Consider the following 13,727-nt stretch of genomic DNA (forward strand, 5'->3'; position numbering starts at 1 on the left):
CCTTTACTCCGATGCCCGAGGCGTTGCGTTCGCCGCGTTCAACGCTGGGCTTATTCGGAACGTCGCCTCGGTTTTGTGACGAATCTCTTCTACGTCAGCTCCTTGCTGTGTCTCGATCAAGACCATGCCTTCTTCGGTAAAATCAAATACGGCCAAATCGGTAATTAACCGATCGACGACTCGTTTGCCTGTCAGCGGCAAACTGCACTCGCGCTTGATTTTAGATTCACCATGCTTGTTCACATGCTCCATAATGACGACGATGCGCCGGGCACCATTCACCAGATCCATGGCGCCTCCCATGCCTTTAATCATTTTGCCGGGAATCATCCAATTCGCCAGATCGCCCTGTTCCGATACTTCCATCCCGCCCAGAATGGCGAGATCGATATGACCACCGCGGATCATGGCGAACGATTCGGCACTGTCGAAGTAGGACGCCCCCTCCACAGCGCTAACCGTCTCCTTGCCTGCGTTAATCAGATCCGGATCCTCGCTCCCCTCCAATGGGTATGGCCCGATGCCGAGCAGGCCGTTCTCCGAATGGAGCATCACATCGAACTCTGGCGGAATGATGCCTGCAATGAGGGTCGGCATGCCGATGCCGAGATTGACTGTCATCCCGTCCGCAATCTCCAGCACTGCTCGCCGCACGATGGCTTGACGTGCATCACTCATGCGAATCCCTCCGTTCCTTGCTGCGCCGCCGACTGGACAACGCGCCGTTCCACCCGCTTTTCATATCCGGTTCCGTGAAGTATCCGCTGCACATAGATACCAGGCGTATGAATATGATTCGGATCCAATTGTCCCGGCTCAACCAGCTCCTCCACCTCGGCAATCGTAATTTTACCTGCTGCTGCTGCCAGCGGATTGAAGTTCTGGGCTGTCTTCCGGTAGATCAGATTTCCGAGCGTATCCCCCTTCCACGCCTTCACGAACGCAAAATCGCCGACAATCGCCTCTTCCATCAGGTATGTGCGGCCGTTGAACTCTTTAAGCTCCTTGCCTTCCGCTATCGGCGTGCCGACACCGGTAGCCGTATAGAAGGCCGGGATACCGGCTCCGCCCGCGCGAATGCGCTCAGCCAGTGTGCCCTGCGGAACGAGCTCAACCTCCAGCTCACCGTTCAGAAGCTGGCGTTCGAATATTTTGTTCTCCCCAACATACGAAGAGATCATCTTCTTAATCTGGCGGTTCGCGAGCAGGAGACCGAGCCCCCAATCATCCACGCCGCAATTGTTGCTCACAACGGTCAGATTCTTCACACCGCAGTCTCTCAGCGCCGCAATAGCCAGCTCGGGGATTCCACATAGGCCGAATCCACCCACGATCAAGGTAGCGCCGTCCTGAATTCCCTGTATCGCCTCAGCGGCGGAATGCACGACTTTCCTATCCTTCATGCGATGCGCTCCTTTCATCAGCGTAACTTGAAGCTCATACATCTTGCAGTCATAAACGGGCTTACACGGTTCGCGACGCTTCCGGCGAACCCGCGCACCAGCTGTACATGTATTGACTATCCTCGTAGGACAGCGCTTGCTTGACAACGCGCAGCGGACGGAACGTGTCGATCATGACCGCAAGCTCTGTCGTTTCCTTTTTGCCGATGCTGTCTTCAATCTTGCCAGGATGCGGACCGTGCGGGATGCCTGATGGATGTAAGGTAATGGAGCCTTCCTTCACTCCCTTGCGGCTCATGAAGTTGCCCCTGACATAATAGAGCACCTCGTCGCTGTCTACATTGCTGTGAAAATAGGGGGCAGGAATTCCATCGGGATGATAATCGTATAATCGAGGCACGAAGGAGCAAATGACAAAGTTATTCCCCTCGAAGGTCTGGTGAATCGGCGGCGGCATATGAATGCGGCCCGTTATCGGCTCGAAATCGGCAATATTGAAAATCCACGGGTACAAATACCCATCCCAGCCTACAACATCAAAAGGATGATGGTTGAATATATGCAGATGGATATATCCCCTAGACTTCGTTCTTACTTCGAATTCACCAAGCTGAGCGTAAGTCTCCAGCTTATCCGGCCCGCGGAAATCCCGTTCGCAGAACGGACTATGCTCCAAAAGCTGACCATGCGGGTTACGATAGCGCTTCGGCGTTGTAATCCAACTGTTCGTTTCCACGACCAGGAGCTTTGTACGTCCGCCCCCCAGCTCCGGTATGACGCGATAGATCGTGCCGATCGGTATGTTGATATAATCCCCTGGACGGTAATGGAGCGTGCCGAACATCGTCTCCACGGCACCCTCTCCTTCATGTACGAACAACAGTTCATCCCCGTCCCCGTTCCGGTAGAAATAATCCATCGGCTGATTGACGTTCGCAGTCGCGATAAGCAGATCCTCATTGCCAAGCATATAGCGTCTGCCAGCGACAGCGTCGTCCGCATCCATGCAATCGCCAGTCAATAGATGACGGTGGCGAAGCGCCCCCTGCTCTTCGAACTCAATATCGAAGACGGCATGCACTTCCGCCTTGCTGATAGCCGTCGGCGGATAATGGTGATACAAGATCGACTGAATGCCAGAGAACCCCTTCGTTCCCATCACTTGCTCACGGTACAGGGTGCCGTCCGGCTTGCGGAACATCGTATGCCTCTTTCCAGGGATGTCTCCCATGCGGCGGTAATAGGCCATGACACGAATCCTCCTCTTTCCAATTCAATACCGGTTGAGCGGCTTCTTCGCCGCTTCAACCGATGGTGTTACGCAGCAAGCCAAGTCCCGTGACCTCTAATTCGACGACATCGCCGGGCTCCAGCCAGCGGTGAACCTCAGGCCCCAGTTCGAGAAGGCAGCCGGTTCCGACCGTGCCCGATCCGATAATATCCCCAGGATACAATGTGGCGTCCGATGATGCCCGAGCAAGCATGTCTCCGAACGTATAGTGGAGGTCGCGCATATTCCCTCGTGACAACTCGGCGCCATTGACTCGAGCCGTCATCTCCAAGTCGTAGCGCACGCCTGCCTGATACTGTTCGAGCTCGTCCTTGGTGACCAGATACGGCCCAAGCGAGGTGGCAAAATCCTTGCCCTTGGCTGGGCCGAGGCCGACCTTCACTTCTTCCCGCTGGATATCGCGCGCACTCCAGTCGTTCATGATGCAATAGCCGAATATATAGGAATCAGCCTCTTCGGCAGTAATATCGCGTCCTTCCTTGCCGATGACGCAGGCCACCTCCAGCTCGTAATCCAGAGCGGAGGTGGCGGTCGGTTTGCGGATAAGCGCGTTCGGGCCTACAATGGCCTGATGGTTGCTAAAATAAAACACCGGGAACTGGTACCATTCCGGCATGATATCAAGTCCCCGTCTCCGCCTCGCCCCGATCACATGTGCTTCGAAGGCGTAGAAATCGCGGACACTCGGCGGCTTCGGAAGCGGCGCGAGCAAGGCGACATCGGATGCCGGATAGATGCCCTTAAGCGCGAGCATTGCCTTCGCATCAGAGCCAAGGCGGCTGTCGATTCGCTCGGCCTCCTCCATATAATCCTCATGGCGGCGCACAAATTCCAGCAATTCGCTCGGCAGCCGCCCTGCACTGACCTCATGCATGTCGACGACGCAGCCTTCCCGCAGCCAACCGGAACGCGGCGAGCCGGTTCCAGTGTCAAATGTCACGAACTTCATAGAACCTCCCGCTTTCCGTATACCACTACTTTTTTCTTTCCAATATGAAGGTGTCAGAAGCGGCACGGGTGTAAACTTGGCCGGCCATGCGTCCAATCGGAAGCAGCTTCTCCATGTCGATTTTGCCATCGGCATACAGCTCGTCGCTGATATGCATCATTACGACCTTGCCGATAACAAGGCTGCCAGCGCCCGGCTGATCGCCGAAATGCAGGATATCATGGAGAACGCACTCCATGTGAATGGCACTTTCCTGAACCCGGTAGGGGCGAATGAGCTCGCTAGGGATCGGGGTCAAGCCCGTGACTTGGAACTCATCCACCTCAGGATCGAATTCAGCAGCTGTCTCATTCATCGGCTCGACAATCTGTTCCCCAACAATGTTGACCACGAATTCGCCGGTTGCTTCAATATTGACGAGCGTGTCCTTCTTGCATCCGTCCGTCCCTCGGCGCATCGGGGCGAAGCAGATCATAAGCGGATCCGCGCAGATTGCTGTGAAAAAACTGAACGGCGCCAGGTTCGCCATACCGTTCGAATCGATCGTGGACACAAAAGCAATCGGTCGCGGCAGGATGGAGCCTATCATCAGCTTATAAGCGTCTCTCCAATGCAGATCATGCGGTGTAATATTCATGCGGCTTCTACTCCTTCCTGCGGCGCGGGGCTACAAGTTGCCGCGGCGCTCCTGCTCCCGTTCGATCGATTCGAACAATGCCTTGAAATTGCCTTCGCCGAAGCCAATAGCTCCTTTGCGTTGAATAATCTCGAAAAACAACGTCGGTCTATCGACAAGTGGCTTCGTGAAGATTTGCAGCAAATAGCCCTCATCATCGCGATCCACCAAAATTTTCAGTTCCTGAAGCTTGGCAATATCTTCATCAATGCTTCCAACCCGTTCCGTCAGCATTTCATAGTAGGAGTCCGGCGTGCTCAGGAACTCGACCCCGTTCTCGCGGAGTGCCGTAACCGTAGAGACAATATCGTTCGTCAGCAGGGCTAGATGCTGCACGCCTGCTCCTTTATAATATTCCAGATACTCCTGAATCTGTGATTTGCGCTTGGCAGTCGCTGGCTCGTTGATCGGGAATTTAATTCTACCGCCGTTATGCATAACTTTGGACATCAAGGCCGAATATTCCGTGCTAATGTCCTTGTCATCGAAATGAATCATTTGCTTGAAGCCCATCACATTTTCATAGTAAGCTACCCATTCCTCCATTTGCTCCACGTTGCCGACGACATGATCGATGCCGATCAGACCGGACGATTGATGTGGAAGGGTATCTTCGATGGATTGATAGCCAGGAAGGAACAATCCTTCGTAATTATCCCGCTCGATCAGCGTATGAATCGTATCTCCATATGTGCCGATGATTGCTTTTTTGACCTTGCCGTGCTCATCCGAATATTCGACCGGCTCCATAATGGGAATTCCGCCGCGTGAGACCGCATCCTTGTAAGCCTTTTCAACATTACTAACCCGCAATGCAACATCTTTGACCCCGTCCCCGTGCAATTTGACGAACTCGGCAATTGGATGGTCGTCAGAGAGAGCACCGGAGAGTACGAACCGAATTTTATTCTGCTCGATTACATACGATACTTGCTCTCGGTTGCCAGTTTCTAAACCAGAATAGGCAATTGGACGGAATCCATACCCTTTGACGAAATAGTGCATCGCTTGCTTGGCGTTCCCTGTATAAAGTTCAATGTAGTCGATTTCTTGAATTGGGAAAATCTCTTTCTCCGTTAATTCGAAAACCTCTTGTCTCTTCATTCAACATCCTCCTACACTCACATGGATTGCTTCCACTGAGAGTATATGATGGATACCAATATCTAGCAAAAGTGTACTTGAACGCGCCCATGCTCCAACGCACGGCGGAGGAACCGCGGCTGGACAGACGCGCATGAATTCGGCGGGGAGGAACCGCATCGACGCACTATCGCAGTGAGGAAGCAAACAAGTGGAGCGTATCTTCATTGAATTGAATGTGAATGTTTTTTGAACAAATAGAAGGAAATAGACGTCTTCTTGTCAAAAAGTAAAGCGTAAGCGCATTCGTGGTATTCATTTCGAATTGGAGTTGATCGACGATATGTGTGCCAAGCGTTCCGGCGACCCGGCGATTGAGCAATTGCTGGAGGCCATTATGAAGCTGCAAAGCATTGAGGAATGTTATGATTTTTTTGAGGAATTGACGACACCCAAAGAATTGCAGGCACTGTCCCAACGGTTGGAAGTCGCCAAATTGCTGTTGAACGGCAACACGTATATGGAAATCGAAGCGGAGACTGGCGCAAGCACGGCCATTATTTCGCGCGTCAAGCGTATCCTGCACAATGGAAACGGAAGTTACCGGCTCATGCTCAGCAGACTTGAGCAGCAATCGTAATAAAATTCGGTGCTTACAGTGTTACGGGCTCGTCAAAGCCGACACATGTTAAGCGGGGGAGTTAGCACATGTCGGCCTCTCTACCCGTCTTGCTTAACTTTTCGAGCCAAATTGGCTGAAGTGCGGTGCAACTGTCGCGCCCCGCATTTTGTTTTCAGCGTGGGGGACAAATGCTGAATATGACAGTATGCTTATTTTCCGCATCAGCCAGAAAACAACATTTCATTTGCAAGCAGCATTACACTGCTTAATTTTCCTCTAAAAACCTGAACAACATATTCATTAGCTATACACTCGAAAATATCATCATGAAAAGTAAAAATATAGTGTTTTCTCGCGTCCCATAACTCTTGCTTAAAATTAGAGTGTACTGAATTGATTTTCTTTTGTTCATTTATCCAGGAAGAATTTTTTATTTCGTGCATCTCATAACCTTCAAGCCCATGCTCATAGAGCGGATGTCCATGCAGCACTTCATCATTAACTCCACCGAATCTAATGCTGTAACACCTTTCAAATTGGATAAGTGCAACATAATCTTTCGATTGCGGATCAAGTACGTGAATGATGTTTGTACTTTCATCCCAATCGGGGTTACTAGTGCCTATATAGTATAATAAATAGGTTTTGTATCCATTTGAAACAACATGAGGAAGCGGAGCTCCAACATCCTGCGGAAATGTTGTTTTAATGGGTATAGCTGTTTCTTCACCCTTCATTAAGGATACTTTCCTGTTCAATATTCTGCGCTCATCAATTAGGTCACACATTTCTTGATCTATTTTGTTTCTCTTTTTATTTAAAATGCTTTTTATTTGCGAAAGCCTTTGCTCAATCTCCATGATGCTCGCCATTAGTTCCTTCACACCTCCTAATTTATCTAAATAAGAGATTTCGCCTCCCTCCCCATACAATCTTCCTTCGCTGCATGACTCCCTGTCTCCCCGCACAAAATGAATAAGGGCTGCCTCTGCGTTATGAACACAACGCAGAGGCAGCCCCTCTCCTCACAGCAATTATACCTGCGGACCGGCAAGCTTGATTGATTCCGCTACATCGCTGAATTTTTCGAAATTGCGAGCAAAGATCTCCGCCAGCTGCTTCGCCTTACAATCATAGGCCGATTTATCCGCCCACATGTTCCTCGGATCGAGCAGTTCATGGGGAATAAATGGTACCGCATCAGGGATAAGCATGCCGAATACAGGATGAGAAGTGAAGGCTGCCTTCTCGATACTTCCATTCATAATCGCCTTGACCATCGCTCTTGTGTACGACAGATTCATCCGCTCGCCAATCCCGTAGGGACCGCCGCTCCATCCTGTATTGACCAAATAAACCTTTACGCCGTGCTTCGTGATTTTGTCGCCGAGCATTTCTGCGTACACATCCGGTCTCAATGGGAGGAAGGGAGCTCCAAAGCATGCCGAGAATGTCGCTTCCGGCTCAACTACGCCGCGTTCCGTACCTACCATCTTGGAGGTATAGCCGGACAGGAAGTGATACATCGCCTGCTCCTTCGTCAGCTTGGATACAGGAGGCAGTACGCCAAAGGCATCGGCGGTCAAAAAGATAATGACATTCGGATGGCCTGCGGTACCGGGAATGATCGAGTTATGAATATAATCAACCGGATAAGCGGCCCGCGTGTTCTCCGTCAGTATATTACTATGGTAATCTGCCTCACCGGTTACGGTGTCAATCCACACGTTTTCCAGGACAGAGCCGAACCGGATCGCATTCCAGATTTGCGGCTCCTTCTCCTGCGACAGCCCGATGCATTTGGCATAGCATCCGCCCTCGAAATTAAACACGCCCGCATCGGACCAGCCATGCTCATCATCGCCGACTAAGCCGCGATCCGGATCAGCCGACAAAGTCGTCTTCCCTGTGCCCGATAATCCAAAAAACAATGCCGTGTCTCCATCCTCCCCGACATTCGCCGAGCAGTGCATCGGCATAACGCCACGGAAGGGAAGCAAATAGTTCAGCACGCTGAAAATCGATTTTTTTATCTCGCCTGCGTAATGGGTACCGCCGATGAGCACAGTCTTTCTCTCGAATGAGATCGCAATGAACGTCTCGGAATTCGTCCCGTCGACAGCGGGATCCGCCTTCATGCCAGGCATTGCAATCACAGTAAAATCAGGTTCATGAGTTAACAGCTCATTCGTTGTTGGACGTATAAACAATTGCTGAACGAATAAATTTTGCCACGCGTATTCATTAATAAAGCGGACAGGCAAACGATAAGCCAGGTCTGCCCCTGCATAACCGTCGAATACAAAGAGCTTGCGGTTCTTCATATAGTTGATCGTTTTGTTATACAACGAGTCGAATTGCTCAGAGGTGATAGCCTGATTCACCTCGCCCCAAGCGACATGGTCTGCTGTGTCCGACTCTCTGACGATGAACTTATCCTTCGGGGAACGTCCCGTATATTTGCCCGTTGTGACTTGCAAAGCGCCAGTCGAAGTCAGATGACCTTCTCCGTTGCAGAGAGCGGATTCCACCAGCTTGGCAACCGCCAGGTTCCTCTGAGATTCATCTACATACAGACCAGCCAATTGAGTGCTTTCCTTATTTTTCGCGATCACGGTTATCCTCCCTATTCCACTGTTACCGAGTTCTTGTTTCATCCCGTCTCCAACAACTAAGAAAATGTATATTTTATCCTTTTTCATTTAATGTATACTATAAATAAATAATACGCAATATATAAAAGCGAATTGGGTGAATCCAATTATTTATTACGTCATTTTGAAAATGTTTTCACAATAGACAAATAAAAAAGGTGTCAATGCTTCTCTAGAGATGAACTCTCTTTTAAAAAAGCATAACACCTTTTTCCCCATTTCTGGCTTACTTCCCTCAGCTTCCTTGACGCTATCTCTTCTATATATAAGTCAGAAAATAGGATTAACTCCTACTTCGCCCAAACGGATCGCACAACAATTCCTTCATCACTCAACCGTTGCCGCAAGCTTTGGGCAAAGGCAAGCGCATGTGTGCCATCGCCATGAATGCATACCGTATCGGCTTGAATCGCCACATCAACACCCTGGACAGCGTGGACAACCCCTTCTTTTACCATGCGAATGACCTGCTGTACCGCTTCTTCTGTATCCGTGATCAGCGCATTGGACTCCCGACGCGGCGTCAAAGAACCATCCGCTTGGTACGTCCGGTCTGCGAATACTTCATACGCACAACGAAGTCCAACGGCTTGACCCGCCTTTACCAGTTCACTTCCCGATAGTCCGAATAACACCAGCTCTGGATTCATATCATGGACAGCTCGGGCAATCGCCTCAGCCAGAGCGTAGTTGCTTGCAGCCATGTTATACAAGGCACCGTGCGGCTTCACATGCTGCATCTTGCCGCCAGCCGCTGTGACAAATCCGTATAGCGCCCCCACCTGATAGACGACCATATCATAGGCTTCCTCAGGAGTGATTGCGAGGTTGCGCCGTCCGAATCCAGCTAGATCTGGTAGTCCGGGATGGGCCCCAATCATAGCCCCACGCTCAAGTGCTGCTGCTACAGTTCGCTTCATGACGGATGGATCGCCAGCATGGAAACCACAAGCAATATTCACGGATGTTACGAACGGCAAAATTGCTTCATCCGAGCCGAGCCGATATGCGCCAAAGCTCTCTCCCATATCACAGTTTATATCGATTTGATACATAGTACTTTCCCTCCTAACGAATCCGCAGGGATAGTCCCTGCCCGAATTGGGCGATTTCTTGTTCCCGCTTCACATACAAATCCTGTGCTTCTTCCAGTGTAACCTCTGCAAATCGAATGTACCCGCCTGGTCTCACTTGGGCGATGAGCGGCAAATCCACACTAATTACATGAGCGATTCGCGGATATCCACCGACCGTTTGTCGATCCGCCAACAACACGATCGGATTGCCTTCCGGCGGTACTTGAATCGTGCCTGTGCTAACGGCAGACGAGATCATGTCAACAGGTTCTGCCACTGTCAACGGCACATCTGCGAGCCGGTAGCCCATTCTGTCCGACTGCGTCGTGACGCGGAATGGCTCCGTCCATAATCGATGCTTGCTTTCTTCACTGAATGTATCGAATTCAGGACCACGGACGACACGAAGCACCGGATTTTCTTTGTAAGCAGGACGAATCGCAAAGCTGGCCCCCCATGGCATTACAATCGTTTCAAGAGAACATAACTTGAACGGTTCAGCAGCTTCTCCCATCTCCAGTACATCTCCAGCTTCAAGCGCTCGACCATGCAATCCACCTATTCCTGCCCGTAAATAAGTGCTGCGACTACCCATCGCTTCCGGGACGGATATCCCGCCGCTTATTGCCAGATAGGTTCTGCAGCCCGATACAGTTCTCCCGAATTGTAATGTGCTTCCTGCAGGAACATATACGGGACGCCATAGCGGAATGCTCATTCCATCAATGCTAGGAGACAAGTTGCCCCCCGCTAGAGCGATTACGGCGCCCTTTTCAAATATAAGCTGCGGCCCAAGCAACGTAATCTCTAAAGCTGCTGCGGCCTCTTCATTGCCTGCCAGCAAGTTCGCCAGCCTGAGTGCGATCCCATCCATTGCGCCACTTGTTAGTACACCGTACTTTTGTAACCCAAAGCGACCGAGATCCTGAACCGTTGTCAGCATGCCCGCCGATTTTACCCGGATACACATGACCCGCGCTCCTCCCATTTCGCGTATTCTTCTTCTGTAATAGGCAAAAAACGTATTCTATCCCCTGCTCTTAGCAGGGTTGGAGGATTCATATCCGGACGAAATAACGGCACGGGTGTCCGACCGATCAACTGCCAGCCGCCGGGCGTGACGATTGGATATACTCCCGTTTGCATGCCGGCAATCCCTACTGTACCTGATGGAATCGCAAGCCGTGGAGTGGAACGCCTTGGTGCGGCAATCCGCTTCGACATTCCTCCTAGAAACGGAAAACCTGGCGCAAACCCTAGCAAATAGACTATATATTCCCCGCTGCTATGAATGTGAACAACCTCATCCGGTGACAGCTGGTTAATCGCGGCGACTTCATTCAAATCAGGACCGAAGCTCCCACCATAGCATACCGGTATATCGACAGTTCTAATATTGCATTCAAGCTTCATATGTAACGATTGAGCAACAGCAATTTCCAGCCGCGCTTGTGCCTCATCAAACCGCAGCAGACCCGGATTATAAAATACGGTTACAGTCGTATAAGAAGGAACATATTCAATCATCCCTTGTATCGGTTGTTCGTCAAGGTAGTGTGACAACAACCGAACCTGCTCATGTGCAGCCTGCCCGATGAGGGTATCAAATTCCACGACAACTGCCGAATCCCCGAGCGGAAAATATCTCATGCAGCTCCCCCTTACGATATTGTTGAGTTCATGATAGCATGATTTCAATTCCTCTATCCATGCCAGGTAAGATGTACACCCCCATTATTTCTGATCATCCATATAGGAAAATCTGCATGAAAAAGAAAAAGAGCAAGCTGCAAGGCATCCGCCTGCATCCTGCTCTCCACTGAACCTAAATTTATTCCGTTACGATATCATGGACAAGCACTGGTGCCTCTGCATGGTCGCTAATCCGAATGTTCTCATAAATCTTCGCAATGACGTCATCCACGTTCTCACGATTTGCATGAATCGTTACCAAGGACTCGCCTGCCTTAACCGCATCCCCAACCTTCTTGTTCAGCATCAAGCCTACAGCAAGATCGATCTCGGACTCCTTCGTTGCGCGGCCAGCGCCAAGCAGCATCGCTGCTGTACCAATCTCGTCAGCGACGATTTCTGCCACTACGCCGTCTTCCTTAGCAGGAACTTCGATCTTATAAGCAGCCTGCGGCAGCTTGTTCGGATCGTCGACGACCTCTGGATTGCCGCCTTGGTTCGCGATGAATTCCTTGAACTTCTCCAACGCCTTGCCATTCGTAATGACTTCCTTCAGCTTCTCTTCCGCCTCTTCCAAGGAGGACGCCTTGCCAGCAAGGAATACCATCTGTCTGCCAAGCGCGAAGCACAGCTCTTCCAGATCCTCAGGGCCATGTCCACGCAGCGTATCAATCGCTTCCTGTACTTCAAGCGAGTTGCCGATTGCACGTCCGAGCGGTTGGCTCATATCGGATATAACAGCCATCGTCTTGCGACCAACATTGTTGCCGATGCTGACCATCGCATGCGCCAATTCCTTCGCATCCTCAGCCGTCTTCATGAAGGCTCCTGCCCCAGTCTTTACATCGAGTACGATGGCATCGGAACCTGCCGCAATCTTCTTGCTCATAATGGAGCTTGCAATAAGCGGAATGGAATTGACAGTTGCTGTAACGTCACGCAGGGCATACAGCTTCTTGTCCGCAGGCGTTAAGTTGCCTGTCTGACCAATTACCGCAATCTTATGGTTATTAACCAAGTTTACGAACTCGTCCTTCGTAATTTCCACATGGAAGCCTTCGATTGCCTCGAGCTTATCAATCGTGCCGCCTGTATGGCCAAGCCCGCGGCCTGACATCTTGGCTACCGGAATATCCAATGCAGCAACTAGAGGGGCGAGTACAAGCGTCGTCGTATCGCCAACACCGCCAGTTGAATGCTTATCCACCTTAACGCCCTCAATTGCTGAGAGATCAATCGTTTCACCGGAGTTGACCATGGCCATCGTCAAATCAGCCCGTTCCCGCTCCGTCATATCTTGAAAATAAATGGCCATCGCAAATGCACTGACTTGATAATCCGGGATATCACCCTTGGTATAGCCATCAATAACAAAGTTAATTTCCTCTGTCGTCAGTTCCTTGCCGTCACGCTTCTTCGCAATCAGATCCACCATTCTCATCGTTGATTCTCCTCGCTCTCCATTGGATATATGCTTGAACGCAGGTTCGTTCATCATTCTTAACCAAAAACGAATTCACTATAATGCCAACCCTATAAACGCCTTTGCTTGTTGCTAATGACAAAACTACTTACAGCGAAATAGCTGTCTCCAGTGCCACTTCCATCATGTCATTGAACGTTGTTTGACGCTCTTGCGATGTCGTTTCCTCACCTGTCAGCAAGTGGTCACTAACTGTTAAGATTGTCAATGCATTCACACCATATTTCGCAGCCAGTGTGTACAGAGCCGTTGTTTCCATTTCCACGGCCAATACGCCATAATCCATCAGCTTCTGAACAACAGACTTGTCATCGCGGTAGAACATGTCGGAAGTGAAGATGTTGCCGACATGAACGTTCATTCCCTTCGCAACCGCATTCTCATAAGCCCCCTTCAGCAAGGAGAAGCTGGCGATTGGAGAGTAGTCATATCCACCGAAGACATGACGGTTCATGCTGGAATCTGTACAAGTTGCTTGAGCAAGCACGACATCACGCACATGAACGTCCTTCTGCATCGCACCGCAAGTACCTACACGGAACAAGTTCTTCACACCGTACTCATTGATCAGCTCATTTACATAAATGCTTGTTGTCGGAACCCCCATGCCCGTACCTTGTACGGAGATGCGCTTGCCTTTGTAAGTTCCCGTGAAGCCGAGCATCCCGCGAACCTCGTTGTAGCAAGTAATATCCTCCAAGTACGTTTCTGCGATATATTTCGCACGCAATGGATCTCCTGGCAACAATATCGTTTCTGCAACGTCGCCTTGTTTCGCTCCAATGTGTACACTCATAG

14 protein-coding genes are annotated in these 13,727 nt (G+C 50.5%); 1 reads left to right on the plus strand and 13 read right to left on the minus strand.

From position 1 onward, the window contains the following. Window positions 1-3 precede the first annotated feature (3 nt). The 6 genes from RQP50_RS12815 to hppD form a co-directional block, all read right to left on the minus strand. On the minus strand, window positions 4-678 hold the full coding sequence (locus RQP50_RS12815; protein ID WP_021256894.1) for a 3-oxoacid CoA-transferase subunit B: 675 nt from the start codon (window positions 676-678) through the stop codon (window positions 4-6). Continuing rightward, window positions 675-1,403: a CoA transferase subunit A gene (locus RQP50_RS12820; protein ID WP_315745677.1), complete on the minus strand. Its 729-nt coding sequence runs from the start codon at window positions 1,401-1,403 to the stop codon at window positions 675-677. The genes RQP50_RS12815 and RQP50_RS12820 overlap by 4 nt, the downstream gene beginning before the upstream one ends. 61 nt (window positions 1,404-1,464) lie before the next feature. Next, entirely contained in the window at window positions 1,465-2,652 is a 1,188-nt protein-coding gene (locus RQP50_RS12825) for a homogentisate 1,2-dioxygenase (protein ID WP_315745678.1), read from the minus strand. A 55-nt stretch (window positions 2,653-2,707) separates the two neighbouring features. Beyond that, on the minus strand, window positions 2,708-3,643 hold the full coding sequence (locus RQP50_RS12830) for a fumarylacetoacetate hydrolase family protein (RefSeq protein WP_315745679.1): 936 nt from the start codon (window positions 3,641-3,643) through the stop codon (window positions 2,708-2,710). A gap of 25 nt (window positions 3,644-3,668) precedes the next feature. Then, window positions 3,669-4,280: a flavin reductase family protein gene (locus tag RQP50_RS12835; protein ID WP_021256898.1), complete on the minus strand. Its 612-nt coding sequence runs from the start codon at window positions 4,278-4,280 to the stop codon at window positions 3,669-3,671. Between the two features lie 30 nt (window positions 4,281-4,310). Further along, window positions 4,311-5,423 carry a 4-hydroxyphenylpyruvate dioxygenase gene (gene hppD, locus RQP50_RS12840; RefSeq protein ID WP_072730438.1) on the minus strand — a complete coding sequence of 371 codons (1,113 nt, stop codon included), beginning with the start codon at window positions 5,421-5,423 and terminating at the stop codon, window positions 4,311-4,313. Window positions 5,424-5,745: 322 nt separating this feature from the next. Between hppD and RQP50_RS12845 the strand changes: the two genes are divergently transcribed. Then, window positions 5,746-6,042, plus strand: coding sequence for a YerC/YecD family TrpR-related protein (locus tag RQP50_RS12845; RefSeq protein ID WP_021256900.1), 297 nt, complete (start codon window positions 5,746-5,748; stop codon window positions 6,040-6,042). A gap of 203 nt (window positions 6,043-6,245) precedes the next feature. Here the strand turns inward: RQP50_RS12845 and RQP50_RS12850 are convergent, their stop codons facing one another. The 7 genes from RQP50_RS12850 to deoD form a co-directional block, all read right to left on the minus strand. Further along, complete coding sequence (locus RQP50_RS12850; protein ID WP_315745680.1) at window positions 6,246-6,896, minus strand: hypothetical protein; 651 nt, start codon at window positions 6,894-6,896, stop codon at window positions 6,246-6,248. Between the two features lie 162 nt (window positions 6,897-7,058). Continuing rightward, window positions 7,059-8,681: a phosphoenolpyruvate carboxykinase (ATP) gene (pckA, locus tag RQP50_RS12855; protein WP_394358387.1), complete on the minus strand. Its 1,623-nt coding sequence runs from the start codon at window positions 8,679-8,681 to the stop codon at window positions 7,059-7,061. A 287-nt stretch (window positions 8,682-8,968) separates the two neighbouring features. Further along, window positions 8,969-9,733, minus strand: coding sequence for a LamB/YcsF family protein (locus RQP50_RS12860; protein WP_315745682.1), 765 nt, complete (start codon window positions 9,731-9,733; stop codon window positions 8,969-8,971). Between the two features lie 13 nt (window positions 9,734-9,746). Continuing rightward, complete coding sequence (locus tag RQP50_RS12865) at window positions 9,747-10,724, minus strand: 5-oxoprolinase subunit C family protein (protein WP_315745683.1); 978 nt, start codon at window positions 10,722-10,724, stop codon at window positions 9,747-9,749. Then, window positions 10,709-11,404, minus strand: coding sequence for a 5-oxoprolinase subunit PxpB (pxpB, locus tag RQP50_RS12870; protein ID WP_315745684.1), 696 nt, complete (start codon window positions 11,402-11,404; stop codon window positions 10,709-10,711). The genes RQP50_RS12865 and pxpB overlap by 16 nt, the downstream gene beginning before the upstream one ends. A 181-nt stretch (window positions 11,405-11,585) precedes the next feature. After that, window positions 11,586-12,887: a pyrimidine-nucleoside phosphorylase gene (locus tag RQP50_RS12875; protein WP_072730431.1), complete on the minus strand. Its 1,302-nt coding sequence runs from the start codon at window positions 12,885-12,887 to the stop codon at window positions 11,586-11,588. Between the two features lie 130 nt (window positions 12,888-13,017). Then, on the minus strand, window positions 13,018-13,725 hold the full coding sequence (gene deoD, locus RQP50_RS12880; protein ID WP_028531338.1) for a purine-nucleoside phosphorylase: 708 nt from the start codon (window positions 13,723-13,725) through the stop codon (window positions 13,018-13,020). Window positions 13,726-13,727 lie beyond the last annotated feature (2 nt).

The sequence above is a fragment of the Paenibacillus suaedae genome, from assembly GCF_032337355.1.
Lineage (GTDB): Bacteria > Bacillota > Bacilli > Paenibacillales > Paenibacillaceae > Paenibacillus_B > Paenibacillus_B suaedae.

Coding starts and splice junctions, on each gene's coding strand:
- RQP50_RS12815 (WP_021256894.1), bottom strand. CDS start 678: ATGAGTGATGCACGTCAAGCCATCGTGCGGCGAGCAGTGCTGGAGATT.
- RQP50_RS12820 (WP_315745677.1), bottom strand. CDS start 1,403: ATGAAGGATAGGAAAGTCGTGCATTCCGCCGCTGAGGCGATACAGGGA.
- RQP50_RS12825 (WP_315745678.1), bottom strand. CDS start 2,652: ATGGCCTATTACCGCCGCATGGGAGACATCCCTGGAAAGAGGCATACG.
- RQP50_RS12830 (WP_315745679.1), bottom strand. CDS start 3,643: ATGAAGTTCGTGACATTTGACACTGGAACCGGCTCGCCGCGTTCCGGT.
- RQP50_RS12835 (WP_021256898.1), bottom strand. CDS start 4,280: ATGAATATTACACCGCATGATCTGCATTGGAGAGACGCTTATAAGCTG.
- hppD (WP_072730438.1), bottom strand. CDS start 5,423: ATGAAGAGACAAGAGGTTTTCGAATTAACGGAGAAAGAGATTTTCCCA.
- RQP50_RS12845 (WP_021256900.1), top strand. CDS start 5,746: ATGTGTGCCAAGCGTTCCGGCGACCCGGCGATTGAGCAATTGCTGGAG.
- RQP50_RS12850 (WP_315745680.1), bottom strand. CDS start 6,896: ATGGCGAGCATCATGGAGATTGAGCAAAGGCTTTCGCAAATAAAAAGC.
- pckA (WP_394358387.1), bottom strand. CDS start 8,681: ATGAAACAAGAACTCGGTAACAGTGGAATAGGGAGGATAACCGTGATC.
- RQP50_RS12860 (WP_315745682.1), bottom strand. CDS start 9,733: ATGTATCAAATCGATATAAACTGTGATATGGGAGAGAGCTTTGGCGCA.
- RQP50_RS12865 (WP_315745683.1), bottom strand. CDS start 10,724: ATGTGTATCCGGGTAAAATCGGCGGGCATGCTGACAACGGTTCAGGAT.
- pxpB (WP_315745684.1), bottom strand. CDS start 11,404: ATGAGATATTTTCCGCTCGGGGATTCGGCAGTTGTCGTGGAATTTGAT.
- RQP50_RS12875 (WP_072730431.1), bottom strand. CDS start 12,887: ATGAGAATGGTGGATCTGATTGCGAAGAAGCGTGACGGCAAGGAACTG.
- deoD (WP_028531338.1), bottom strand. CDS start 13,725: ATGAGTGTACACATTGGAGCGAAACAAGGCGACGTTGCAGAAACGATA.